This is a genomic window from Bradyrhizobium sp. SZCCHNR1053, from assembly GCF_032381235.1.
GTDB lineage: Bacteria > Pseudomonadota > Alphaproteobacteria > Rhizobiales > Xanthobacteraceae > Bradyrhizobium.
Genome location: NZ_JAUHJM010000011.1, coordinates 142,688 through 167,526, shown reverse-complemented (window position 1 = coordinate 167,526; position 24,839 = coordinate 142,688). Strand labels below are relative to the sequence as shown.

At 65.0% G+C, this 24,839-nt stretch carries 24 protein-coding genes; 12 read left to right on the top strand and 12 right to left on the bottom strand.

All coding sequences use genetic code 11. The features are described 5' to 3' along the window. The first annotated feature begins 18 nt into the window (after window positions 1–18). The 5 genes from QX051_RS23395 (at window position 19) to QX051_RS23375 (ending at window position 4,911) form a co-directional block, all read left to right on the top strand. The gene (locus tag QX051_RS23395; RefSeq protein WP_315777750.1) at window positions 19–819 is read left to right on the top strand and encodes an alpha/beta hydrolase; all 801 of its coding nucleotides are present in this window, start codon (window positions 19–21) and stop codon (window positions 817–819) included. Window positions 820–913: 94 nt separating this feature from the next. After that, the gene (locus QX051_RS23390) at window positions 914–2,251 is read left to right on the top strand and encodes a sodium:proton antiporter (protein WP_315777749.1); all 1,338 of its coding nucleotides are present in this window, start codon (window positions 914–916) and stop codon (window positions 2,249–2,251) included. Between the two features lie 115 nt (window positions 2,252–2,366). Beyond that, window positions 2,367–3,464, top strand: a complete 1,098-nt coding sequence (locus QX051_RS23385; RefSeq protein WP_315777748.1) for an ionic transporter y4hA — start codon at window positions 2,367–2,369, stop codon at window positions 3,462–3,464. A gap of 15 nt (window positions 3,465–3,479) precedes the next feature. Further along, on the top strand, window positions 3,480–3,764 hold the full coding sequence (locus tag QX051_RS23380; RefSeq protein ID WP_315777747.1) for a cupin domain-containing protein: 285 nt from the start codon (window positions 3,480–3,482) through the stop codon (window positions 3,762–3,764). A 238-nt stretch (window positions 3,765–4,002) separates the two neighbouring features. Next, window positions 4,003–4,911, top strand: coding sequence for a hypothetical protein (locus QX051_RS23375; RefSeq protein ID WP_315777746.1), 909 nt, complete (start codon window positions 4,003–4,005; stop codon window positions 4,909–4,911). Between the two features lie 224 nt (window positions 4,912–5,135). Here QX051_RS23375 and rpsU read toward each other — a convergent pair whose 3' ends face one another. From rpsU to purE, 3 genes are all read right to left on the bottom strand, one after another. Continuing rightward, the gene (gene rpsU / locus QX051_RS23370; protein ID WP_011924350.1) at window positions 5,136–5,438 is read right to left on the bottom strand and encodes a 30S ribosomal protein S21; all 303 of its coding nucleotides are present in this window, start codon (window positions 5,436–5,438) and stop codon (window positions 5,136–5,138) included. A gap of 166 nt (window positions 5,439–5,604) precedes the next feature. Continuing rightward, window positions 5,605–6,714, bottom strand: a complete 1,110-nt coding sequence (locus QX051_RS23365) for a 5-(carboxyamino)imidazole ribonucleotide synthase (protein ID WP_315756070.1) — start codon at window positions 6,712–6,714, stop codon at window positions 5,605–5,607. Then, on the bottom strand, window positions 6,711–7,199 hold the full coding sequence (purE, locus tag QX051_RS23360) for a 5-(carboxyamino)imidazole ribonucleotide mutase (protein WP_315756071.1): 489 nt from the start codon (window positions 7,197–7,199) through the stop codon (window positions 6,711–6,713). The genes QX051_RS23365 and purE overlap by 4 nt, the downstream gene beginning before the upstream one ends. 87 nt (window positions 7,200–7,286) lie before the next feature. On the opposite strand from purE, the gene QX051_RS23355 reads away from it, so the two are divergent. Then, window positions 7,287–8,018: a GGDEF domain-containing protein gene (locus QX051_RS23355; protein WP_315777745.1), complete on the top strand. Its 732-nt coding sequence runs from the start codon at window positions 7,287–7,289 to the stop codon at window positions 8,016–8,018. A gap of 78 nt (window positions 8,019–8,096) precedes the next feature. Here QX051_RS23355 and QX051_RS23350 read toward each other — a convergent pair whose 3' ends face one another. The 3 genes from QX051_RS23350 to QX051_RS23340 form a co-directional block, all read right to left on the bottom strand. Then, window positions 8,097–8,348, bottom strand: coding sequence for a hypothetical protein (locus QX051_RS23350; RefSeq protein ID WP_315736344.1), 252 nt, complete (start codon window positions 8,346–8,348; stop codon window positions 8,097–8,099). 81 nt (window positions 8,349–8,429) lie between these two features. Then, window positions 8,430–8,642, bottom strand: a complete 213-nt coding sequence (locus QX051_RS23345) for a hypothetical protein (protein WP_315736345.1) — start codon at window positions 8,640–8,642, stop codon at window positions 8,430–8,432. 142 nt (window positions 8,643–8,784) lie between these two features. Further along, window positions 8,785–8,991, bottom strand: a complete 207-nt coding sequence (locus tag QX051_RS23340; RefSeq protein WP_009028242.1) for a YdcH family protein — start codon at window positions 8,989–8,991, stop codon at window positions 8,785–8,787. A gap of 290 nt (window positions 8,992–9,281) precedes the next feature. Here QX051_RS23340 and QX051_RS23335 point away from each other — a divergent pair, with 290 nt between their 5' ends. Then, window positions 9,282–9,467: a YdcH family protein gene (locus tag QX051_RS23335; RefSeq protein WP_315736346.1), complete on the top strand. Its 186-nt coding sequence runs from the start codon at window positions 9,282–9,284 to the stop codon at window positions 9,465–9,467. Between the two features lie 201 nt (window positions 9,468–9,668). Here the strand turns inward: QX051_RS23335 and QX051_RS23330 are convergent, their stop codons facing one another. Next, window positions 9,669–10,772 carry an NAD(P)/FAD-dependent oxidoreductase gene (locus tag QX051_RS23330; protein WP_315777744.1) on the bottom strand — a complete coding sequence of 368 codons (1,104 nt, stop codon included), beginning with the start codon at window positions 10,770–10,772 and terminating at the stop codon, window positions 9,669–9,671. Between the two features lie 212 nt (window positions 10,773–10,984). On the opposite strand from QX051_RS23330, the gene QX051_RS23325 reads away from it, so the two are divergent. The 5 genes from QX051_RS23325 (at window position 10,985) to QX051_RS23305 (ending at window position 18,490) form a co-directional block, all read left to right on the top strand. Further along, window positions 10,985–13,690, top strand: a complete 2,706-nt coding sequence (locus QX051_RS23325) for an EAL domain-containing protein (protein WP_315777743.1) — start codon at window positions 10,985–10,987, stop codon at window positions 13,688–13,690. Window positions 13,691–13,821: 131 nt separating this feature from the next. Beyond that, a complete protein-coding gene (locus tag QX051_RS23320) occupies window positions 13,822–15,372 on the top strand; it encodes a glycerol-3-phosphate dehydrogenase (protein WP_315777742.1) in 1,551 nt (516 codons plus the stop codon). A 50-nt stretch (window positions 15,373–15,422) separates the two neighbouring features. Then, on the top strand, window positions 15,423–16,595 hold the full coding sequence (locus QX051_RS23315; RefSeq protein ID WP_315777741.1) for an ABC transporter ATP-binding protein: 1,173 nt from the start codon (window positions 15,423–15,425) through the stop codon (window positions 16,593–16,595). Further along, entirely contained in the window at window positions 16,592–17,506 is a 915-nt protein-coding gene (locus QX051_RS23310; RefSeq protein ID WP_315777740.1) for an ABC transporter permease, read from the top strand. Before QX051_RS23315 ends, QX051_RS23310 begins: the two co-directional genes overlap by 4 nt. A gap of 171 nt (window positions 17,507–17,677) precedes the next feature. Then, on the top strand, window positions 17,678–18,490 hold the full coding sequence (locus QX051_RS23305) for an ABC transporter permease (RefSeq protein WP_315777739.1): 813 nt from the start codon (window positions 17,678–17,680) through the stop codon (window positions 18,488–18,490). A 27-nt stretch (window positions 18,491–18,517) separates the two neighbouring features. On the opposite strand, the gene QX051_RS23300 is transcribed toward QX051_RS23305, so the two are convergent. The 5 genes from QX051_RS23300 to QX051_RS23280 form a co-directional block, all read right to left on the bottom strand. Continuing rightward, window positions 18,518–19,507, bottom strand: a complete 990-nt coding sequence (locus tag QX051_RS23300; RefSeq protein ID WP_315777738.1) for an alpha/beta hydrolase family protein — start codon at window positions 19,505–19,507, stop codon at window positions 18,518–18,520. A gap of 7 nt (window positions 19,508–19,514) precedes the next feature. Next, complete coding sequence (locus tag QX051_RS23295; protein ID WP_172109925.1) at window positions 19,515–20,366, bottom strand: carbohydrate ABC transporter permease; 852 nt, start codon at window positions 20,364–20,366, stop codon at window positions 19,515–19,517. Continuing rightward, the gene (locus QX051_RS23290) at window positions 20,363–21,238 is read right to left on the bottom strand and encodes a sugar ABC transporter permease (RefSeq protein WP_315736354.1); all 876 of its coding nucleotides are present in this window, start codon (window positions 21,236–21,238) and stop codon (window positions 20,363–20,365) included. The genes QX051_RS23295 and QX051_RS23290 overlap by 4 nt, the downstream gene beginning before the upstream one ends. 102 nt (window positions 21,239–21,340) lie before the next feature. Beyond that, a complete protein-coding gene (locus tag QX051_RS23285; RefSeq protein WP_315717541.1) occupies window positions 21,341–22,723 on the bottom strand; it encodes an ABC transporter substrate-binding protein in 1,383 nt (460 codons plus the stop codon). Between the two features lie 142 nt (window positions 22,724–22,865). Beyond that, complete coding sequence (locus QX051_RS23280; protein WP_315777737.1) at window positions 22,866–24,815, bottom strand: AsmA family protein; 1,950 nt, start codon at window positions 24,813–24,815, stop codon at window positions 22,866–22,868. Between the last annotated feature and the right edge of the window lie 24 nt (window positions 24,816–24,839).

Here is a 24,839-nt window from a genome sequence, read left to right as displayed (position 1 = left end):
CTGGCATTATTGGGAGCCATGGCGGTCCTGAAATGGCTCCTGATCGTCGTGGTGGCGATCTACGCCACCGTGCTTGCTGTGCTGTTCATGCGCCAGCGCGCGATGCTATTTCCGATCCCGCCGGTCGCTCGCACCGCGCCGGACGCGGCCGGATTTCCGCAGGCTGAAGAGCACGTGCTGACCTCGGCCGACGGCGAGAAGGTCATCGCCTGGCATGTGCCGGCGCAGCCCGGCCGCAAGGTCGTGCTGTATTTCCCAGGCAATGGCGACTTCCTCGCCGGCGTGGTCTCGCGCTTCAAGGCGCTGACCTCCGACGGGACCGGCCTCGTCGCGCTGTCCTATCGCGGTTATGCAGGCTCGAGCGGCAACCCCAGTGAGCAGGGGCTGCTTCAGGATGCCGCAGCCGCCTATGCCTTCACGCGCGAGCGCTACGCGGCGGAGCGCATCGTGGCTTGGGGCTTTTCACTGGGCAGCGGCGTGGCCGCCGCGATCGCCGCTGAGCGTCCCATCGCAAGGCTGATCCTGGAGGCGCCCTATACGTCCACGGTCGACGTCGCCTCCGACATGCTCAAAGTGGTTCCCGTCAGCCTGCTGATGCGCGACCGCTTCCAATCCGATCAGCGCATCGCCAAGGTGCATGTGCCGCTGCTGATCATGCATGGCGCCAAAGATCCGGGGATTCCGATCCGCTTCGGGGAACGATTGTTCGCGCTTGCGCATGACCCCAAGCGCTTCGTACGGTTTCCCGACGGCGGACATAATGATCTGGATTTCTATGGTGCGACAGGTACGGCCAAGAGTTTCATCGACAGCCCGTAATGTCCTCGGTCGGTGGCCAGCTCTGCTTGTAGTCGCGATCGTCGCAGGTCTGCCGATCCCCGCGTATGCCGCCGCCGGCCTCGATGGCGCTGCGATGACCTGGCCGTTCGCGCTGCCGTTTGCGGGATTGCTGCTATCGATCGCGCTCGGCCCGCTGCTGTTTGCCCGCCTCTGGCATCACCATTACGGCAAGATCGCCTTGGCATGGGCCGTGGTGACGCTGGCGGCGCTGACCTGGCAGGCGGGACTGGCGGCCTCGCTCGCGTCCTTCATCCACGCGCTGCTCGCGGAGTATCTCAGCTTCATCGCGCTGCTGTTTGCGCTCTACACCGTCGCCGGCGGCATCCTGGTGACCGGCGACATCAGAGGTACGCCGGCGATCAATACGGCCATCCTGGCACTCGGCACGATCATCGCGAGCGTGGTCGGCACGACGGGTGCCGCGATGATCCTGGTACGTCCGCTGATCCGCGCCAATCTGACGCGGCCGCACAACGTGCACGTGCTGGTCTTCTTCATCATCCTGGCTGCCAATGTCGGTGGCGCGCTCAGCCCTCTGGGCGATCCGCCGCTGTTCGTCGGCTTTCTGCGCGGCGTCGATTTCTTCTGGACGACGCAACACCTCTGGCTGCAGACCGCGATCGTCGCCGGATTGCTGCTCATCGTCTTTGCCGCTATCGACTGGTGGCGCTTCCGAGCGGAGAAGCTTGCGTCGCAAGCGTTCGTAACGAAGGAGCCGGTGCGCATTCGCGGCCTCATCAATATCGTTCTGATCGCCGCGATCGTTGCCAATACGCTGCTCTCGGCGACCTGGAAGCCAGGCATCTCCTTCGACGTCTTCGGCACGCATGTCGAGCTTCAGAACCTCGTGCGCGATGCCATCCTCGTGGCGATCGCCGGCCTGTCGCTCTGGCTCACGCCGGACGAGCACCGCGAGGCGAACGGGTTCAACTGGGAGCCGATCCGAGAGGTCGCCAAGCTGTTCGCGGCGATCTTCACCGCGATCGTCCCGGTCATCGCCATGCTGAACGCGGGGCGCAGTGGCTCGTTCGGCTGGCTCTTGGATGCCGTGACGACACCCGCCGGCGCGCCGAGAGAGGTCGCCTATTTCTGGTTCACCGGGCTGATGTCGGCCTTCCTCGACAATGCCCCGACCTATCTCTTGTTCTTCGAATTGGCGGGCGGCGATCCCAAGGTGCTGATGGGCGAACTCTCGGGCACGCTGGCGGCGATCTCGATGGGCGCCGTCTACATGGGTGCGCTGACCTACATTGGAAACGCGCCGAACTTCATGGTCGCAGCGATCGCCAATGAGCGCGGCATCAAGATGCCGAGTTTCTTCGGCTACATGCTGCGGGCAGCTGCCGTCCTCATTCCGCTGTTCGTGCTGCTGACCGTGCTTCCGATCCATCCGCTGCTCAGCCCGCATTGACCTGATCGACGGCACTTTCAGAGACCGTCCTGGTTGACCCTGTCACGGCCGGACCGCGTGACGATCGCCTCGCTGTCGCGCATAGTCGGACAGAACGGATCGAAGGACGCGAATCATGAGCGTGAAGGGCGCCACGCCCGCATCATCGGTGGTCTTTCCCGGCCTGGCGGTCGCGCTCGTCGCAATCGTTACCGTGACGAATTATGACTTCACGCCGTCGGCCGCCGGCGTGGTCTTCGCCGCGGTGCTGCTGGTGATCCTGTTCGGCACGGTGTTCGCGGCCGTGCACCATGCCGAGGTGATCGCCCACGAGATCGGCGAGCCGTTCGGCACGCTGCTGCTGACCCTGGCGGTGACGGTGATCGAGGTGGCGCTGATCGCCACCATCATGCTCGGCGACAAGGCGGCGCCCGCGCTGGCGCGCGACACGGTGTTTGCCGTCGTCATGATCGTCTGCAACGGCTTGGTCGGCATCTGCATCTTCATCGGCGGCCTGCGCTACCGCGAGCAGGACGTGCTGGTCTCCGGCTCCAATCTGTATCTCAGCGTGCTGTTCACGATGGCGACCATCACGCTGGTGCTGCCGAATTATACGCTGACCTCGCCCGGTCCGGTCTATTCTGCCGTGCAGCTCGCCTTCGTCAGCGTCGTCACGATCCTGCTCTATGCCGTCTTCCTGTATATGCAGACCACCCGCCACCGGGACTATTTCGTCGGCGGCTCGGCTGGGTTCGCCGATGACGATGTCCGGCTGCCGCGTGCGAAGCTGTTGCTCAGTGTCGGGCTGCTGCTGGTCGCACTGCTCGCTGTGGTCCTGCTTGCCAAGAAGTTCTCGCTGGTGGTCGACGCCGGCGTTGCCGCAACGGGTGCGCCGCAGGCGGTCGCAGGCGTGCTCGTGGCGCTGTTGATCCTGCTGCCGGAGAGTATCGCCGCCCTCTCGGCCGCCCGCGCCAACGACCTTCAGAAGAGCATCAATCTCGCGCTTGGCTCCTCGCTCGCCACCATAGGGCTGACCATCCCGGCAGTGGCGGTCGCCGCCCATGTGCTCGACAAGCAGCTCGTCCTCGGGCTGGACCCGCAGGGAATAGTGCTGCTGGTCCTGACCTTCGTTCTGAGCATGCTGACCTTCGGCACGGGACGGACGAACATCCTGTTCGGGCTGGTGCACATGGTGGTGTTCGCGATATTCCTGTTCCTGCTCTTCGTCCCCTGATTCAAGAGATCCCCGATGCTCAGCGCCCAGTCCGACGTCCAGGTCGACACGCCCGAAGTCCGCGTCACGGAGTGGCGGCTATTGCCCGGCAGTGCGACGGGGCGCCATATCCATGAGATGGATTATGTCATCGTGCCGGTCACCGCGGGCGAGATGACGATCGTGGCGCCGTCCGGCGAGCGCTCGAAGGCGCAGCTCGCGGTCGGCAAATCCTATTTCCGCAAAGCCGGTGTCGAACACGATGTACTGAACGAGACCGGTTCCGAGATCGTTTTCCTCGAGGTTGAATTGAAGCCGTAACCATTTGTTTACCGGGATGCCGCTGATTGTGGTATCTTGAGCCGGCGATCCGGAAGCAGTTGGCAGCGCCCATACGATCTTGGATTGCAGCACGGCTTCGGTCTCAAAGGGCTTCAGGAGAACGACTTTTCGGCGGTTGCGCCTGCAGGGATCGCAGGTTGCGGGCTCCGGAAGGTACTGGGATGGTCCCTTAATTGTGCCTCAAAGTTCCCGCAAATACCGCGCGGGAGTGGTCAGCATGCTGAAATATCTCACAAAGTTCGCCATGGAGATCGTCCCGTCGGTGGTTGCCACCATCATCGGGGCCTACATCGTCAACCACTACATCAATACCAAGCCCGACTCGCCGCCATCGACCGTGGCGGCGGTGGCGTCGGCTGCCTACGCCAAGCTCACCGGCTCAAAGAGCGACGCTCCGAAATCCACGGGCAAGGGGACCGACCCCGCCAAGCTGGAAGCGAAGTCCGATCCCAGGTCCGACGCCAAGCCGGCGGAAACGTCGACGGAGGTCTCCAGCATTCCCGCTCCTGGCATCAAGGCCAAGGGGGTCTCGGAGAAGTCGCTCGCCGACAAGGCTGCGGAGAAGGCCGTCGAAGTGAAGCCGACCGAAACAGCGAGCCTCCCGACCGATGTGCAGGCCGCGCGCCATCCCGGGTCGCCGCGGGAAAAGCTGATTGCGCGCGGTACTCCGGCCGAGGCCCCAGCGGCCCAGCAGGACGATCGCCGGGATGCTGCTGATCTCGCCCGCGCGGCGATCGAGCGGTTGCGCGCGAGCGAAGGTGCCGGCAAGACGGCTGCCGAGAAGCCGTCGAGCGACGCAGCCCGGGGCGCTGGCGAGACCCCGCGCATCGCGACCGTCGCGCCACAGGTGTCGCCGGTCCGTCCGCTGCCGCCTCCCGTGACGGTCTCTGCGCCACCGGCCGAGCAGGGCTTTGCCTTGCCGTCGGCCTCGAGCCCGACCTACACGGGATCATTGCAGCCGGACGGGCGCCCGACCCCGCCGGCGGAGATCCCTGTCCAGCAGTTGCGTCCGCTCGACCTGCGCGCCGACAAGACTGATCCATCGATCAAGGACCAGATGTCCAGCGTGGCGCAGGACATGATGTCGGCGGCGAAATCGGTGTTCCACTCAGTGCTGCCGAAATAGCCGGTCGAATCGTTCGCGGACGTGATCGAGGCGGTGGGCCTGGCCGGTCTGCCGCTTTTTCTTTGGAGTGGCGAGCTCTGCAGCGATGCGAGGGGCGGGCGCAGCAACCCGGATTCAATCCGGTCGCCGGATGGCCAGAGGCGCAAAATCAAAAAGGAGCGCCCAAAACAAAAACGCGAGCCAAAGGCCCGCGCTTCAGACGACGTCAGATTGAAGTGGCCAGATCAGCGCGGCGCGCCGGGACGGGCACCTGCGCCCGGACCACGACCAGCACCACGGTCACCGCCGGGGCCAGCGCCGAACACCGGCTTCGGCTTCATCGGCAGCAGGCCTTCACGCTGCAACTTCTTGCGGGCCAGCTTGCGCGCACGGCGCACGGCTTCGGCCTTCTCGCGGGCTTTCTTCTCGGACGGCTTCTCGTAATGGCCGCGAAGCTTCATCTCGCGGAAAATGCCCTCACGCTGCATCTTCTTCTTGAGCGCCTTGAGGGCTTGATCGACATTGTTATCGCGAACGAGAACCTGCACGCGGCATCCTCTTTCTCAGTCTATCGGTTTGAAATCTGGTGAAGCCAGGGCTGGCAAATGCCCGCGCCCTTAACCTTGAGCGCGCCCGTGTATCAGAGGACACCGTCGCTGTCCACCCGCTGACGGGCTCTTGACCGCAAGTTTAACCTCGCCGGAGCGGTTTATTTCAGCCCTGCCTCGGCGGCAGTGGCGAGACCTGGGTCACATGCCCCATTTTGCGGCCCGGACGAGCGGCGCCCTTGCCGTAGAGATGCACGGTCGCGCCGGGAACCGTGAGCCACTGCTCGTAGCTGTCGATCTCGTCCCCGATCAGGTTCGTCATCGTGACGTGGCCGTGGCGCAGCGGCTTGCCAAGCGGCCAACCGGCGATCGCCCGGATGTGCTGTTCGAACTGGGAAATCGAGGCGCCATCGAGGGTCCAGTGGCCGGAATTATGCACCCGCGGGGCAATTTCGTTGACCAGGACGCCTGGAGTAGGACCATCCGATACCACGAACATCTCCACGGCCAGCACCCCGACGTAATCGAGGGCGGTGGCGATCCGGCTCGCAATGTCCCTGGCCTCGTCGGCGAGCGCATCCGGGATGCGCGCCGGCGCCCGCGACACCTTCAGGATGTGATCGCGATGCTCGTTCTCGGTGACGTCGAAGCACTCGACCTGTCCATCGGCCGCTCGGGCCGCCACGACCGATATCTCGCGCTCGAACGGAACGAACGCCTCAAGGATCGCCGACTTGGTGCCGAGTTCGGCCCAGATCCGCTCGAGATCGTCACCCGGGCGGATCTTGATCTGGCCCTTGCCGTCATAGCCGAACCGACGCGTCTTCAGCACGGCCGGCAAGCCGATCCGGAACGCGGCTTCGCGCAAGGTGGCGACCGAGGACACGTCGGCATAGGTCGCGGTGCTGATGCCCAGCGAGGTGACGAAATCTTTCTCGGTGAGGCGATCCTGGGTCGTCTCGAGCGCCGAGCGGCGCGGCAGCACCGGGCGCCTCGCCGCCAGCACCATGGCCGCGGCCGAGGGGACGTTTTCGAACTCGTAGGTGACGACGTCGACGTCATTGGCGAACAGCTCGAGCGCCTCGACGTCGGCATATTCGGCGCAGGTTGCGTTCAGCACCACGTCGAAGGCGGGGGAGTCCGGGTCCGGCGAGAACACCTGGCAGCGCAGCCCGAGCCGCGCCGCAGCAAGCGCCAGCATGCGGCCGAGCTGGCCGCCGCCGAGAATACCGATGGTGTCGCCGGGCTTGAGCTTCACCCGATTGGAGTCGGTCACGCCGTGCCCTCCGGACGTTCGGCGATCGCATTAGTCTGCGCCTGGCGCCAGGCCGACAGACGGCCGGCGAGTGCAGGATCGGAGAGAGCGAGCACGCTCGCCGCCAGCAGCGCTGCGTTAATGGCGCCGGATTTGCCGATGGCGAGCGTTCCCACCGGAATTCCGGCCGGCATCTGGACGATGGAATACAGCGAATCGACCCCCGACAGCGCCTTCGACTCGACGGGAACGCCGAACACGGGGAGCTCTGTCAGCGAGGCCGTCATGCCCGGCAGATGGGCGGCGCCGCCTGCACCGGCGATGACGACCTTGTAGCCGGCCGCCTTGGCGCCCTTGGCAAAGGCATACAGTCGGTCCGGGGTGCGGTGCGCCGAGATGATACGGGCGTCGTAGCTCACGCCCAACGCTCCGAGTGTGTCGGCGGCATGGCGCATGGTATCCCAGTCCGACTGGCTTCCCATGATAATGGCGATCGGGGCGGTCATAACCTCAAATCTTCTCGGGAATCCATCAGCATGGGCCGGAGTATAGGATCGGTCCCGACAGCGGCAAGCCATGGCATGGAGGCCCGAATGGACTATCCTGTCTTGGTTAAGCCCGGCAAGCCCAAACGACGGCGCGGCAGGTGTCCGATGAAAAAGAAGCGCATGGCGGCCGCGTGGCGGGCCGGGAAGCGAAGAACCCGGTACCGTCATCGGGTTCTTCGGGGCGCGCGCTCACCTGAACCTGGTTCCGCACCGGCGGGCACGCGGCAGACGATCCGACGCCTGAAGGCCGAGCTGAGGGCAGCGCAGGCGCGGATCGCCGAGCTCACGGCCTCCGCCGAGCGCGATTTCCTGCTCGACATCTTCAATCGTCGCGGCTTCGCCCGCGAGCTCCATCGCTCCATCGCGTTCATCAAGCGCTACGATGCGACCGGTGCCCTGGTCGTGCTCGACGTCGATCGGTTGAAACCCATCAATGACACCTTCGGCCATGCGGCCGGTGACGAGGTCCTGAAGGCGGTTGCGCGTGTCCTCGGCGAGCGGGTCCGATCCTCCGACGTGATCGGTCGGCTCGGCGGCGACGAGTTCGGCGTGCTGCTCTGGCACCTCAGCGCGACGGAGGCGCATGCCAAGGCGGCGGAGCTGGAGCAGGCCATCGACAGCCTGACCTTCACCTTCGGCGATCAGACCGTGTGTGCCGGCGCGTCGGCCGGGGTTGCCCTTCTCGACAAGCGCGTCAACCCAGTACGTGCGTTGGAGGAAGCCGACCGCGCGATGTACATGCGCAAGGGCCAGCGAAGGTACGAGAGCCCCGCGTAACGAACGACCCTGCCGGGCGACAAGCGGTGACGCTCGCCGGCCATCCGCGCCCACGACCGAGCTGGCGGAACACGGCGCTCACAACTCGCCGAGATCGTCAGGCAACTCGCCGAACTTGTGCAGCAGCCGGGCGTCGCTGAATTCTCCCTTCAATGGATCGCCGCTGCGGCTGAAGGCAATGGCGCCGATATTGTCTGATAAGCGCGACATGGCCTCCGCGCGACGCAGCGCGGCCGACGAGCTCTGGCATTCCTCAGCCGTTCCCGCGACCAGCATGCCACCCTCGTCCCGCCTGAACGGCATCGCGACGTAGTAGGTGATATCGGGCATTGCACGCTCCTCCTGACCTCTCGCCGAAGCTCCGAGCGAGTGCATGGGTCATCGCCTGGAGAGCCTCAAAGGCCGTCGGGCTCAGGCCGCATCGCTCTGCGCGGCGTCCGAGGCGGTGTTGGGCATGCAGCCGCAGGAGATCGCGGCCCGCAGCTCCTGCAGCTCCAGCTCGAGATACTCGTTCGCCATGATCAGCGCCTTGATCGTGGAGCGCAGATTGCCGTCGCACATCGCGATGGCTTGGTCACATGCCTGTTCGTAGAGGCGATCCTGTGGGGAGAAGGAGGCGGGCATCACAACCATCCTTGTTGTTGTCCGGGGACTACGAGGGATGGCCTAATTGTTCCCTTTTTGTTCCTTTTGTCAAGGCGCTTCGGCAAATCCTGCATCGCTGTCTTGCCTGGGTGCATACGGTCAGCCGTGCTGACGCTTCGCCTCAGGCGATGATGTCGGGCGTGATCTGGTCTTCGATGAAGGCGATCCGATCGCGTAGCAGAAGCTTCCGCTTCTTCAGTCGTTGCAGCCGCAACAAATCGGGGGCGGGCGATTGATGCAAAGCGTCGATCGCCGCGTCGAGGTCGCGGTGCTCCTGCTGCAGGCGCGCGAGTTCGGCCTGCAGTTCGCGCTCGTCTTGGTCAGCCATGATCTATGATAGCAAAAAAGCGGAAGGAAGTGGAAAGCCTTGCGAAGGCGGGCGCAAATATTGCGCCTGCGAAGCTGATAAGCAAGTCGCACCCCTCAAGATCCGTGCAGCTGTCCCGTGAATTTCAGGTTGGCGCCGGCGTTAGATTCGCCCGGATCAGCTCACGCTTCGTTACACACGGCGCTCAAATTTGCATGTGCGGTCTTTTGGCCCCATCGACAGGTCAAGCGACTAGTGTACACTCATTAGCCCTGGTCGAATCTCAGGTTCACCTACCGAGGAGGTTTCGAATGGCTATTCAGGCGCATCTCGTTGAACTGGAGCGTAAGCATAAAGTTCTTGAAAACGAATTGCATCAAGCTCTCCTGCATCCATCGACGGACGACCTGCGAATTGCCGAACTGAAGCGACGCAAACTGATGGTGAAGGATGAGATCGAGCGCTTGAGACAGGTAACCAGCGAAACACTTCACTGACATGTGACCATCATCCGCCGTATCATCTGATCGCAAGACCGTGCGCCTGGGATGGCGACGAGTCCATCCCAGACGCAACTTCAATCGAATTAGTTACGATACACGACTTAGTTTCGATACGCGACGACGCGAACGCATCTGCCTGCGTTGTCTCCCAGCGTGTCTATCGCGACAGGCTGTTCATCGCGATATCGAGGGTCTTCAGCTCGAGGCGAGATCGCCGACGTGAGCCGCGATCGCGAGCGATGACGTCAATCCAGGCGATTCGATTCCGAACAGATTGATGAGTCCGGGCACGCCGTGATCGCGCGGGCCCTGAATGACGAAATCCTGCGACGCCACGGCCGGCGGTACGATCTTCGGCCTGATGCCGGAATAGCTCGGCATCAGCGCCCCATCCGGCAGCGACGGCCAGTATTTGCGGATCGCCGGGTAGAAGCGCTCGGCGCGCGCCGGATCGACCGTGTAGTCGATGCAGTCGATCCACTCGACGTCGGGGCCGAATCTGGCCTGGCCTGCCATGTCGAGCGTGAGGTGAACGCCGAGCCCGCCCGGTTCCGGCACCGGGTAGATGAGCCGGCTGAACGGTGCCCGAGCGCTGCAGCTGAAATAGTTGCCCTTGGCGAGATAGGTCGTCGGCACCAGCGGCGACGGCATGCCGTCGATCCGCCGGGCCACCGCGGGCGCGTCGAGGCCGGCAGCGTTCACCAGCAGCCGGCAGCTCAGCGTCATCGGCTGCGCGCCGCCCGCGTCGACCTCGATTGATTCTCCGGCTGCCTTGGCCCGCAGCAGCGGCGTGTGGAAGGCGAAGGCGCCGCCGGCGTCCTCGATCTCGCCGCGCAGCGACAGCATGAAGGCATGGCTGTCGATGATGCCGGTCGACGGCGACATTAGGGCCGCCTCGCAGGCCAGGGCCGGCTCCAGCGCCAGCGCTTCGGATCCAGCCAGCAGCCGCATTCCTTCGACGCCGTTGGCTTCGGCGTGCGCGCGGATGCCCTGCAGCTTCTCGGTCTCGGCCGGATTGGTTGCAACGATCAGTTTGCCGCAATTGCGGTAGGGCACGCCATGCTCGTCGCAATAGCGGTAAAGCATGCGCTTGCCGGCCACGCAGAAGCGGGCCATCAGGCTCCCGGCCTTGTAGTAGATGCCGGCGTGGATCACTTCGCTGTTGCGAGACGAAGTGACGGTGCCGATGCCCTCGGCCGCCTCGAGAACGATGACCTCGCGTCCGGCGCGGGCCAGCTGTCGTGCGACGGCAAGTCCGACGACGCCGGCGCCCACGACGACGCAATCCACTCTATCCATGCACGGTCCTGAGACGATTCGGGGAAATCATGTCTTGCTGCAACCCCTGGTGGGTGGAGCCTTGGTCCGGAGTGCGCACGCCCTTAGCAAACCGTTCATCATAGGGAGGCCATTGACCAAATTTGCTTCGTCTTTTTCGAAGTTTGCCGAACCCGTTTACCCGATCCCAATAGGTGAAGCCAGATACTGTCGCCGAATACCGCGGGTGATTGATGGCTGGCAAGAATTGGCAGGCGAGCGACCGAAACGCGTTTTCTGCGTGCGTCGTTGCGGCCTCGATGGCCGCCATGGCAGCGTGGGCGGCTGCGCCGACGCGCGTCTGGGCTGCGTCGTCCGATTTCTCGCCCTCCGGCTACCTGGGCACCATCGAGCCGGACGTGCTCTGGGAAGTGTTGATCGCCGGGGTCGTCGTCTGCGCCTTCCTCGCCTCGGTCGTGATCTGGATCCATTCGGCCTTGCGGCGCGCCAAGCGGGCACAACTGCGGCGTAATGTTTTCATCAGCTCCGCGCTCAACAATCTGAGCCAGGGATTGATGCTGACGGACGCCGCCAACCGCGTCGTCTTCTACAACCATCGCTTCCTCGAAATCTACGGCATGAGCCGGGCCGACATTCCGCCCGGTTGCACCGGCCGGGATCTGGTCGAGTTGCGGCGGCAGCGCGGCCTGCTCAATCTGACGGTCGAAGACTATGCGCGCCAGGCGCGGGAGCCGGACGGGTGCCTGACCGAGCTGCCCGGCGGACGTGTGGTGCGAGCCCAGATATTCCGTCTTCCGACCGGCGGATCGATCGGCATCCACGAAGACTGCACGGTGCAGCGCCGGCTGGAGCGCGAGCTCGCCTCGACCAAGCAGTTCCTGGAATCGGTGGTCGATCAGGTTCCCGTCTGCGTCGCCGCCAAGAACATCGACGACGGCCGCTACATCTTCGCCAACCGAGCATTCGAGCAGTTCTCTCGGATGCCGCGGGATCAGATCATCGGACGGCGCCCGAGCGATCTCTTCGGCGACGCGACCGCGGCCGACATCGCGGCTGCCGACCGCGAAGCGATGCTGGCGCCCGGCACCACCTATTGCAGCGAGCTGGTCGTTCAACGCGGCAACGACAAGCGCATCCTCGAAGCCCATCGGGTCGTTGCACGCAACGACAAGAACGAGCCGCAGTTCCTCATCGCGCTGTTCGACGATGCCACGGAGCGGCGATCGCTGAGCCGCGAGCTGGAGAACAGCAAGAAGTTCCTGGAGCTGGTCGTTGACAACATTCCGGTCTCGCTCATCGTCGAGAGCGTCAGCGACGGCCGCTATCTGCTCGCCAACCGCAGCGCCGAGATCATCCTCAACCGCAAGCGCGAGGATGCCACGGGCCTGACCGCCGCCGACATTTTCAATCCGCGCGAGGCCAGACTGATCATGGCGCGCGACGAAGCCGCCATCAAGAAGCGCAGCCTTCTGACCGAGGAACATCCGATCTCGACCAAAGACGGTCTGCGGCTGTTCTTGACCCGACGGGCAACCGTGCTGGGCGAGACCGGCGAGCCGCAATATCTGATCAAGACCTATGAGGACGTCACCGACCGGCGCCAGACCGAATCGCGGATGGCGCACATGGCCTATCACGACGGCCTGACCGATCTGCCTAACCGCGCCGCGTTCCTGCAGGCCTTGAGCCAGATGATCGAGGCCTGCGCGGACACGGACGAGGAGTTCTCGGTCCTGAACGTCGATCTCAAGGGCCTGAAGGACGTCAACGACGTCTTCGGCCACGCCATCGGCGACAAGCTGTTGATCGAGGTCGCCCGCCGCGTCCATGCCGTTGCCCGGGGCGGGGTGGTCGCGCGTCTCTCCGGCGATGAGTTCGGGCTGATCATCGACGGCAAGCAACCGGAGATGGGCAGGGCGCTGGCCGAGCAGTTGGCGGCGGCGATCGCGGTGGACTTCCAGATCGACGGCAAGTCGATTCGCACAGCGCTGACGACGGGCATCTCGGTGTTCCCGCACAATGGTTCGGATCCGGCGTCGCTGCTCGCCAATGCGGGTGCCGCTCTGTTCCGCGCCAAGGCCAAATCGCGCGGCAGCATCACCTTCTACGAGCCCGAAATGGATCAGCAGATTCGCGACCGCCGCGTTCTGCATCAGGAGCTGTCTGTCGCGATCAAGCATGGCGAACTGTCGCTGTACTTCCAGCCGCAGGCCGCCTCCGGCCGCACGGTCGACGCCAGCGAGATCATCGGCTTCGAGGCGCTGGCGCGCTGGCAGCACCCGGTCCGCGGCTTCGTGCCGCCGAGCGACTTCATTCCGCTCGCGGAAGAGAGCGGCCTCATCGTCGAGATGGGCGAGTGGATCCTGCGCGAGGCCTGCCGCGAGGCGGCGTCGTGGCCGAAGCCGCTGCAGGTCGCGGTCAACCTGTCTCCGGCCCAGTTCGTTCATGGCGACCTTGTCGCACTGGTCCATTCGATCCTGCTCGAGACGGGGCTCGCGCCCGGCAGGCTCGAGCTCGAAATCACCGAGGGTGTGCTGATCGAGGATTTCGATCGTGGTGTCGCGCTGCTGCGCCGGCTGAAGGCGCTCGGCGTTCGCGTCTCGATGGACGATTTCGGCAGCGGCTACTCGTCGCTGAGCTACCTGCAGGCCTTCCCGTTCGACAAGATCAAGATCGACCGCGCCTTCGTCATGAATATCGGCCGCAACCCGCAATCGGCGGCGATCATTCGTGCGGTCATCGGTCTGGGTCACGGCATGAACATGTCGATCGTGGCGGAAGGCGTCGAGACGCCCGAGCAGCTCGGCTTCCTCGCCGAGCAGGGCTGCGACTCGGTTCAGGGCTATCTGCTCGGCAAGCCCCTGCCGATCGACAAATACGACGGCATCGTCGGTCGCGCTCACGACGACGACGACGCGTCCGTTCGCAAGACCGGCTGACCGGGCACTCGTGGTCAGAGGCCGTTGCGCAACAGCGCGAATTTATCCGCGCGCATGACAGCTAAGCCGCTACGAGAATCATCTCCGCCGGTCTACGATCGTTCGTCCTGGCACGCTCGAAGACCTTGCGTATGGCGGACTACGATCTTGCGATCATCGGCGGAGGTCTGAACGGCGTCAGCTTGGCGCGTGATGCGGCTGGCCGCGGTCTGCGCGTGCTCCTTGTCGAGCAGGGCGATCTCGGCGGCGGCGCCTCGTCGGCCACGTCGCGGCTGGTGCATGGGGATCTCGCAGCGCTGGAGCGCCGCAGCTTTCTGCGCGTGCGCCGCGCGCTCGCCGAGCGCGACGTCTGGCTCACGGTCGCGCCGCATCTGGTCCGACCGATCCGCTTTGCTATTCCAGCTCACGCCAATGAGCGGCCGCCATGGCAACTGCGCGCAGGACTCTGGCTCTACGACCGCCTCGCTGCGCGCAACCGGCTGCCGTCAGCGTCGGCGCTCGACGTCACGCATCATCCGATCGGAGATGCCCTGAAGCGTCCGATCGGGACGGCATTCGACTATTCCGATTGCGTGGTCGACGATTCCCGCCTGGTGGTCCTGACCGCGATGGATGCTGCCGAGCGCGGCGCGTCGATCCGCACCGGCGCCCGCTGCGTGCGGGCCGACCGCGACCATATATGGCGTCTCGCCATCATCGACCGCGGCCATCGACGCATCGTCACCTCGCGCGCGCTCGCCAACGCCACCGGCGCGTGGAGCGTCTCGACGGCGGAGACCGTGCTGCGTCAGCCGCCGCCGCGGGTCACCGCGCGGCAGGTCAGCCAGATCATCGTGCCGCGGCTGTTCGATGTCGAAGCGGTCTACGTGTTTCAGAATTCGGATGGACGGCTGATCTTTGCCCAGCCCTACGAGCAGGATTTCACCCTGATCGGCACGGTGGTCCACGGCTTCAAGGGCGACCCAGCCGTGGTGGCGGTGCCGGCGGCAGACGTGGCCTATCTCTGCAAGGCGGCGAACCGCTATTTCCGCTCGGACATCCAGCCTGCGGACGTGGTCCGGAGCGTGGCCGGCGCCAACATGATGGTGCTGCGCGCCGCCGACAGCGGGCGGCTGGAAACGGTCGTGAGCCTCGATGCTGGCCGCGCCAAGGCGCCGCTCCTGACCATGTGCGGCGGCGACGTCACGACAGCCCGGCACCGGGCCGAGCAGGCGGTCTCCCGCCTCGCGCGCTTTTATCCGATGTCGCCACGCTGGACTGCGAGAGCGCCGCTTCCGGGTGGCGACTTCGCCTGGGACCGGTTCGAGGATCTCGTCGATGACGCACGGGAGCGCTGGCGCTTTCTCAGCGAAGCCGAGGCCCGGCGGCTGCTCGGCGCCTACGGCACCCGGCTGGCGGAGATCCTTGGCGAGGCGAGGTGCCGGGCCGATCTCGGGCAGGCGTTCGGGCCGCAGCTGACCGAGGCGGAGGTCCGCTACCTCATGGCGCGCGAATGGGCGCGGTTTCCCGACGACGTGCTGTGGCGGCGGACCAAGCTGGGTCTGACGCTTCCCGCTGCCGAACGCGATGCGCTCGCTGCGTTCATGACCACTGCGGCCTGTGGCCGGGGCACGCCGCAGGCCGTTGACGCGAGCGGGGATAGTCCGGCCCGCGCGGTTGAGCTGCAATCCGTGGGCGGCTAGCTTGCCGACCGGTCGGCCGTTGTGGCCGGGCAGGGTGATTTGATCGGGACATGGCTGACGACATCGCAAACCCAGCGCCTGCCGGAGAGCCGGCAGCATCACCAGCGCCGGAACCGCGTCCCGATGCTCAGCCGCCGATCCTGCGGATCGAGAACCTCGTCAAGACATTCGGCAGCTTCCGCGCCGTCGACGGCGTCTCGCTCGACATCCGCGCCGGCGAGTTCTTCGCGCTGCTCGGCCCCAGCGGCTGCGGCAAGACGACCTTGCTGCGCATGCTGGCCGGCTTCGAGACGCCGGATGAAGGGCGCATCCTGCTTTCGGGCGAGGACATCGCGCAGGTGCTGCCGCATCAGCGGCCCGTCAACATGATGTTCCAGAACTACGCGCTGTTCCCGCATCTGAACGTGCGCGACAACATCGCCTTCGGCCTGAAGCGCGCCGGCATGCCGCGCGCCGAGATCGCCACGCGCGTTGCCGAGATGGTGGCGCTGGTGCGGCTCGAAGGGCTGGAGAAGCGCAAGCCGGATCAGCTCTCGGGCGGGCAGAAGCAGCGCGTCGCCCTGGCGCGCTCACTGGCGCGCCGGCCGCAGGTGCTGCTGCTCGACGAGCCGATGGCTGCGCTCGACAAGAAGCTGCGCGAGAGCACGCAGGTCGAGCTGATGGAGCTGCAGCGCAAGCTCGGCATGACCTTCATCATCGTCACCCACGACCAGGAGGAGGCGATGACGGTGGCGAGCCGGATCGGGGTGATGAACGCGGGAAGGCTCGAGCAGGTCGCGGTCCCCCGACGTCTGTATGAGGAGCCCGCGTCGCGGTGGGTCGCGGAGTTCGTCGGCGACATCAATCTGTTCGAGGGCGAGGTGACCGCGCGGGAGCCGCTCCGGCTCAGGGTCGTGACCCACACTGCGGGTGAGCTGGTCGTGGCGCAGCCGATGGCTCCGATCAGCGAGAGCAAGGTCGCGGTCGCGATCCGTCCGGAGAAGATCCGCCTCGCGCTCCGTCGACCGGCCGGCGATGCTGCTGCGATCAATTGTGTCGAGGGCGCCATCACCGATGCGAGCTATCTCGGCGGCAAGACCATATACAAGATCAAGCTCGACGGCGGCGCCGTGCTTCACGCCGCGCAGGCCAACACCGCCCGGCTCGATGCCGACGGCTATGGCCTGAACCAGCGGGTGGTCGCCTGGTTCACGCCCGACGATTGCCTGGTGCTGGAGCGATGAGCGCGCGCCGCATCTTCTCGCGTCCGGCCCGCTTTGCGGCGATCGCGCCCTATGTCTGGATGGTGCTGTTTTTCCTGGTGCCGTTCGCCTTCGTCGCCAAGATCAGCCTGTCGCAGACCGCGATCGCGCAGCCCCCCTATACGCCGGTGTTCTCGCTGGCTGATGGTTTGTCGTCGCTCCGGGATGCATTTGCGGCGCTGTCGCTCGACAATTTCCGTCTGCTGCTGTCGGACGATCTGTATCTCGCGTCCTATCTGCGCAGCGTCGTCGTCGCGGCGACGTCGACCGCGATCCTGCTCCTGATCGGCTACCCGATCGCCTATGGCATGGCGCGCCTGCCGAAGCGTTGGCAGGGCATCGCGATGATGCTGGTTATCGTGCCGTTCTGGACCTCGTTCCTGATCCGCATCTACGCCTGGGTCAACATCCTGCAGCATGACGGCCTCCTGAACCAGATCCTGCTCGCGCTGCATCTGGTGTCCACGCCGGTGGTGTGGCTGTCGACCGACAGCGCGATGTATGTCGGCATCGTCTATTCCTATCTGCCGTTCATTATCCTGCCGCTGTTCGCGACGCTGACCAAGCTGGAGCCGGCATTGGAGGAGGCCGCCGCCGATCTCGGCGCCTCGCCGCGTGAGATCTTCTGGCTGGTGACGTTTCCGCTGTCGCTGCCCGGCGTCGGCGCGGGCGCGCTGCTGTGCTTCATCCCGGTGGTCGGCGAGTTCGTCATTCCCGATCTGCTCGCCGGGTCGAAATCGCTGATGATCGGCCAGACGCTCTGGCTCGAATTCTTCACCAACAAGGATTGGCCGGTGGCCTCCAGCATCGCCGTGGTCCTCTTGGTCGTGCTGCTGCTGCCGCTTCTGCTCTACGACCGGCTGCAGCGCCGGCAGTTGGAGGAGAGCAGGTGATGGATGGCGCACAGCAAGGCACGCTCTCTCGCTCCCCTCCCCCTTGCGGAGAGGGGTTGGGGGTGGGGGTCCGCATTGGCGGTCTTTGCTGGGTGCCCCCCTTCCTGACCCTCCCCCACAAGGGGGGAGGGAACGGAGAAGGTTTCACTGGGATTGAGGGAGGAGGAGATCGTGCCTAATCCCTCCCGCCTGTCGCGCTTCAACGTCGCGTCGCTGACGCTTGGGCTCGCCTTTCTTTACCTCCCGATCCTGATCCTGGTGATCTACTCGTTCAACGCCTCGCGCCTGGTCACTGTGTGGGGCGGCTGGTCGCTGCGCTGGTATCACGAGTTCTTCAGCGATCGCGCCATGATCGATGCGGCCTGGATGAGCCTGCGCGTCGGCGCCACATCGGCCACCGCGGCGACGGTGCTCGGCACGCTGGTTGCGGTGGCGCTGTCGCGTGGTCAGGGATTTCGCGGCCGCATGCTGTTCTCCGGCATGTTGTATGCGCCGCTGGTGATGCCCGAGGTGATCACCGGCCTGTCGCTGCTGCTGCTGTTCGTGGCGCTGGACGCCGAGCGCGGCTTCTGGACGGTGACGGTCGCCCACACCACCCTCACGATGTGCTTCGTCGCGGTGGTCGTGCAGTCGCGGCTGGTCTCGCTCGACCGCAGCCTGGAGGAAGCCGCGATGGATCTCGGCTGCGACCCGTTCCGTGCCTTCGTCATGGTGACCCTGCCGCTGATCGCGCCGGCGGTGGTCGCGGGCTGGATGTTGGCCTTCACGCTGTCGCTCGACGATCTCGTGATCGCGAGCTTTACCACCGGCCCCGGTTCGGCGACGCTGCCGATTCGGATCTATTCCGAGGTTCGGCTCGGGGTGAAGCCGGAGATCAATGCGATCTGCACGCTGGTGATCGGGCTGATTGCCGTGGTGATCATCATCGCGTCGCTGGCCTCGAAGCTGTCGAGTGATCGCGGCGAGAGCGCAGCTCCGCTATAATGACGGAGAATGCTGAGACAGCATTGATCAACGCGAGAACAGCCGCAAGGCGGCGGTGACGACCGCGCGATGGATCGTGCCGCGGTCGACGGATGGCGGGTCGACGCAGCAAGCCGGATCGCTCTGTCTGCCGAGCTCGGTACTCTCCGGCAGGAAGACGTAGTGCCCGGCGTCGTCGGCGACGATCTCGAATGCGCTACCGCTCAGTCGCTCATGCAGCCAGCGTGAGGCCGGCAGCAGCGCATCGGCGCCGCCGACCATGATGCGCGTCGGGACGTTGATCGCGGCGATGCTGTCCTCGGAGAAGCCCTGCACCGAGCGCCCCGGCGCCTGCAGCAGCGCCGCCTTGATGCGGGGATCGCGATAGGATGCGGACATGCGCGCCCAGGAGTCGCGGAAGATTGGGCTCTTCTCCATCAGCCGCGGCAGATGATCGACGAGATCGGGAAACTCGCGAGGGCCGCGGCCGTGATTGGCGCCTGGCTCGAACGGCGAGCGGATCATGATGGCGCCGATCAGGGCGGTGGCCGTGACGCCGCCGAGCGAATAGCCGACGGCGTAGATGCGGTCGAGGTTGATGCGGCCTTCGAAATCGGGATGAGCCACGATGTGGTCGATCAGCAAGGACACGTCGCGTGGGCGTTCCCATGAGCAGAGGAAGCCCTCTGCTCGGTACGGCTCGGCATTGCTGTTGCCATGATGATTGACGGCGACCGCGACAAAGCCGCGACTTGCCAGCTCGCGCGCCAGCCATTCGAACTGCAGGCCGTTGCAGCCGGTGCCGTGAGAGTACACGACGAGAGGACAGGCGCCCGCGCTTGCAGCGAGCGGCGCATTCAAAGCCGCTGGTCCCGCTTTGAACCAGCCCTGCGGCCAAGGTGCGATAGCGAGCGCCGTCTCCACGGCGCCGTTGGCGGCTGGATACCAAGCGAACCAGTCGATCGGGCGCGGCCCGTCGCCATCCCAGTTCGGCCGCGAAGCGTCCTCGAACCGTCCCTGACGAAATCCGACCCTCATCGCTCCGTCACGACTTCACGGCGCCGGCGGTGAGGCCGCCCACCATGTAGCGCTTGAAGGCGTAATAGACCGCCGCGGGCGGCAACGCGTAGATGAAGCCGGTGGTCATCAGGAGCTCCCACGGCGAATCGTCGGCGGCCAGGAAGTTGCCGAGCGCCACGGGCAGCGTGATATCCTTGTCGTTCGAAAGCAGCAGGAACGCGTAGAGGTATTCGTTCCAGGCGAGCAGCACCGCATACGTTCCGATCGCGACCAGCGACGGCATCATCAGCGGTACATAGACGAGGCGGAAGATCTGCAGCGGGCTGGCGCCGTCCATGACGGCAGCCTCGTCCAGCTCGACCGGCAGCTTGTCGGAGGCCTGCTTCAGCACCCAGATCGCGTAGGGCGAGGCAATCGTCACCATCGCCAGGATCAGCGACCAGTCGTTGTTGAGCAGGCCGTATTTGCCCATGGTGCGATACATCGGTACCGCGAGGAACGCGGCGGGGATGAAATAGGTGAACAGCGCGAGGTTCATCACCACCCGGCTGCCAGGCACGCGCAGGCGCGAGATGGCATAGGCCGCACAGGTCGCAATGATCAGTGTCAGCGCGCCCACGGCCATGGCGATCACGACCGAGTTGCCGAACTGGACCCAGAAATCGCGCAGGAAGTAATGCTGCTGGTGGAACACGATCGAGAAATTGTGCAGCGTCGGATGGTCCGGCCACAGCTTGCCCGAGAACGCGTCCTCCTTCGGCGAGATCGCGAACAGGAACATGTGGTAGATCGGGATCATCGTCCAGATGAAGACGGGAATGCCGATCAGCAGCAGCCGGGCCTCGGTGCCGACTTCGCGGAGGGTGGGGAGCTTCATCGCGACAACCGCTTCATCATGAAATAGACCAGGGGCAGCACTAGCGGCATCGCGCAGACGATCGAGGCCATGGCGAGGCTGAGCTGATCGAGCCGGAGATAGCGGATGCCGAGCGTCGCCAGCACGTGGGTGAGATCGGCCGGACCGCCGCCGGTCAGGAGATAGACGCTGTTGAAGTCTCCGAGCGTCCAGATCATCGAGAGCAGCGTGCAGGTGATGTAGAGCGTCTGCATCGACGGCCAGGTGATGTAGCGGAACTTCTGCCACCAGGTGGCGCCGTCGACCTCGGCCGCCTCGAACAGGTCGTGCGAGATCGCCAGCCGCCCGGTCATCAGGATCAAGGTCCAGAACGGCAGCGACTTCCAGATGTGCATGCCGATCGCCATCGACAGCGCGACCGTCGGGTCGTTCAGCCAGTTCGGGCCATCTTCGCCGGTGAACTTGAAGATCAGCTGGTTCACCACGCCCCATTCGGGATTGAGCATGAAGCGCACCGACAGGATGGTCGGGATCGAAGGCACCGCCCAGGGCAGGATGAAGATGACCGACAGCCATTTGATCCAGCCGCGCTGCTGCACGAAGAAGCCGGACAGGAACAGCGCGATCACCATCTTCAGATTGATGCCGACCAGGAGGAAGATCAGCGTGTTGACGGCGGCCCGCGCGAAGATGGGGTCGTTGTACAGCGCGACGTAGCTGGCCGGCTCGCGGGCGAGCCACAGGCCGTAGCCGACGGGATAGACGACGAAGGCAAGGAAGACGAGCAAATAGGGGGCAAGCATGACGATGCCCCATACCTGTGACGGTGTCAGCAGCACCGGGCGCGGCGCTTCCGCGAGCGCGGAATCGGAAGCTGAGAGCGTGATCGCCATAGTCGTCTGTTCCAAGCCTATTGCCAAACCGGCCGCAGACACTGCGGCCGGCACTTGTTGTCGTTTTCAGGATCTCAAGCTAGTGTCTCGCGAGGCGAGAGACTAGCCGGCGACCTCCTTCAGCCGCGCGATCAGCTCATCGACGGCCTTTTCGACCGGCACCTTCTCGCTGACCACGCGGTTCATCGCCTTGGCCCAGACGTTCTCATTGTTGAGGATCGTGAACTTGTAGTTCTTGGTGAAGTCGAACGGCGTGGTGCCGCCGGTGAACTGGGTGTACACGGCCTTGCGATGGCGGTCGGCCTGCCAGAACGGGCTCTTCTGGCCTGCGGTCGTCACCGGGAACCAGCGGCCCAGCGCGCCCTCGATGTAGGGGCCGAGGTTCTCCTCCTGCATCAGGAACTTGATGAATTCCTTGGCCTGCGCCTTGTGAGGAGCATTGGCGAAGATCAGGCCGGTCTTGACGTCGGAGCGGTACTTGATCGGCGTGCCGTCCGGCTTGTTGGGGAAGGACGCGGTGATGATGTCCTCCTCATAGGCCTTCTTGCCGGCCGCGCGCTGCTCGGGCGTCAGCGCCGGGTTGGTGGAGTCCTCGAACCACTTAGCCGCGATCGAGATCGTGAAATTGTGGGTCATCACGATCGTCTTGTTGTGGAACGCGACGTTGTTGTCCGGATCCTTCCAGGTCGTGGACGACGGCGGCGTGCAGCCCTTGATGTAGGTGTCGGTATAGTCCTTCATCGCCTTGACGAGGCCGTCGCGCACCTTGGGGTCGTCGACCAGCAGCTTGCCGTCGTCGTCGACCAGCTTGACGTTGTAGGCGTCCATGAAGGTGTAGAACGACTGGAACGAGTCGGTGGATTCCACGCCCATCGGCTGACCGACGCCATACATGCGCTGGCCGGTGGCCTTGCGGACCGCCGGCTGCACCTTGTCGCACCAGAACGTCCAGTAGTCTTCCCACTTGGTGGGGATGTCGCTCTGCTTGAAGCCGGCCTTGCTCAGCAGGTCGCCCCAGATCTGGACGTGCATGCTCTGCTGCTTCAGCGGGAAGCCGTAATAGGCCTTCTTCTTGGTGACGTTGTTGTAGAGGTAGGCGGTCTCGAGCGTGTTCGGAGCGAACGCCGACTTCATCGGCTCCAGGATGTCGGTGAGATCCTCGAGCTTGCCTTCGTAGGCCCACTTGCCCTGGGCCTGAACGTCGTAGGTGTCGGCGTAGGCCACGTCGGGCACGGTGCCCGAATCGAGCGCGGCGACCGTCTTCGGAATCATGTCCTGGATCGCGTATTGCGACAGCTCGACCTTGATGCCGGTCTTGGCCTCGAACTTCTTGACGACGTTGAGCAGCGCATCGTCCTCGGACTTGTAGAAGCCCTTGCTCCACCAGATCGTGATGGTGTCCTGCGCGATGGCTGGTGCTGCAGCGCAAAAAAGCCCGGCGGCTGCGACTGCGATCGAAAGCGCACCCATTCCCCTGGATTTCACGTGTCTCTCCCTGATCCGCCGATCTTGCTTGATCGGTTGTGGCGGGACACTAGCCCAGGGACCCGACGCGATCCAGAAGTAATATATCAGACATGGGTCGGGGCGGCGGCCGTGTATCGGCACGCGAAGCAAGCCGCGTTGGTCAGTTCTGCTTGGTGGGAGTGTCGCCTGTCGGAGCGTCAGCCTGCGGCACGTTGTCCGGCTGGGCCGGGCGCAATCCGCCGCCGGTGAATCGTTCCAGCACCGAGCGCACCGCATCCCTCGTCTTGCGGTCCTTGACCGCATCGAGCAGAGGGGCGGCGGCCGGGGCGCGGCGGATCAGGCTTTCCGGATCGGGAAAGATCAGCGGATCTTCCCAGGGGCCCTGGACGACGAAAGGCAGCTCGAAGCCGTTGCTGCCATTGCCTGACGACAGCAGGCTCGCGACGCCCTTGAAATCGTATTCCCGTGTCGGCACCGAGGCCGTGCCGGTCATGGTGATGCGCGCGGTCGGGCTCTCGACGCGGATGTCCTCGGCGGTCGCGATGCCCTCGGAGAATTTGACCGCGATCGTCAGCGAGTCGTAAGGCGTCGAACCGGAGCGGAAATTGCCGCCGCGCGACAGCGGGCTGCGCTCGAGGCGCTTCAGGAGCTGCTCGACGTTGAAGCCGGAGATCGCGCCATCGCGGCCCTGCAGGTTGGCGCTGCCATCGAGCGACTGGGCGAGCCCGAACGGGCTCGAGCCCGAAGCCGTCAGCGAGACGTTGAGATTGCCGCGTCCCGACAGAGACGACACGCCGAACATCTCGTTGGCGCAGGCCTGCAGATCGACGTCGTTGAATTGCAGCTCGGCCTTCACGTCGGCCACGGTGTCGGCACGGGCGATCCCAAACGAGCCGCGCACGATGCCGCCATACATCTGCGCCTCGCCGACCGAGAGGGCGAGTACGCCGTTGCGCAGGTTGGCGCCGAACGCCGTGCGTCCGATTTTCGAGGAGCCGACCGTGACCTTTGCGGCCGATAGCCGCATGTCGAGGTCGGTGGTGGACAAGGCCTTGAGGTCGAAGAGCTGCCGATTCCAGTCGCGGGCCCCATTGGCCAGCAGCCGGATTGTCGAGATGTAGGGGGTGAAGTCGAGCGCGTCGGCCGCCAGCGTCGCCTGCAGCGTCTGCCGGCCGTTATTGGCGTAGGTCATGACGCCCTCGGCGGTGTTGCCGTCGAGCTCGACATTGACATTGGTGAGTGCGATCGAGGCGCCGACCACGTTGGCGCGCGCACGCAAGGCGAAGCGCCCGAAGCCGCCGCCGCCGAGCGGCGTCTGCCCCGTCCAGCGCAGCGCGTCGCGAAGCGACGGGCTGTCCACCGTCAACGTACCTTCCATCAGCGCGCTGGTGCGATTCGCGACCGTGCCGTCAAAGGCGACCTTCAGCGGCGGGCTGGCGAGCCGCATCTTCAAGCCGGACCGGTCTCCCGACAGCGCAGCCAGGAAGTCGCTGACGCTGATGGAGCCCTCGATGCGCTGACCGCGCCAATCGAACTGTCCGGTCGCCGCGAACGAGCGCGAGATCGACGGCCAGGCGAGCGACAGGTCGATATCGTCGAGCCGCTCGGAAGCATGATGGCCGGTGTCCTCGTAGACCAGGATGCCATCCTGGATGCGGATCTCGGAGAACGACATCTGGTTGTCGGGCCCCGGGCGCATCGTGCGCGCGATGGTCTCGATGAAGGGCGTCCAGTTGCTGTTGCCGTCGGCCTCGCGGCTGACGTTGATCTGCGGCCGCAGCATCATGACGTCGGCGATTTCGAACCGCTGCAACAGCAGCGGCAGCAATTGCAGATTGGCGGTCAGCACGTCGACGCGCAGAGCCGGATCCTCGGTACCGCTGCCCTTCAGACCGACATCGTGGAACGAGACATAGCTGCCCGGAAACAAGGAGACGTCGATATGTCCCTTGACAACGAGCTCGAGCCCGGTCACGGCGCGGATCTGGCTCTCCACCGCCTGCCGCAATGCCTCGCGATTGACCAGCCAGGAGCTCGCCAGCAGGCCCACGAACGCGATGCCCAGCAGCACCGCGATCGGTGTGCCGAGGCGCCTCATTCCTTGGGCCATGGTCACGGACATGTCCTGGGATCG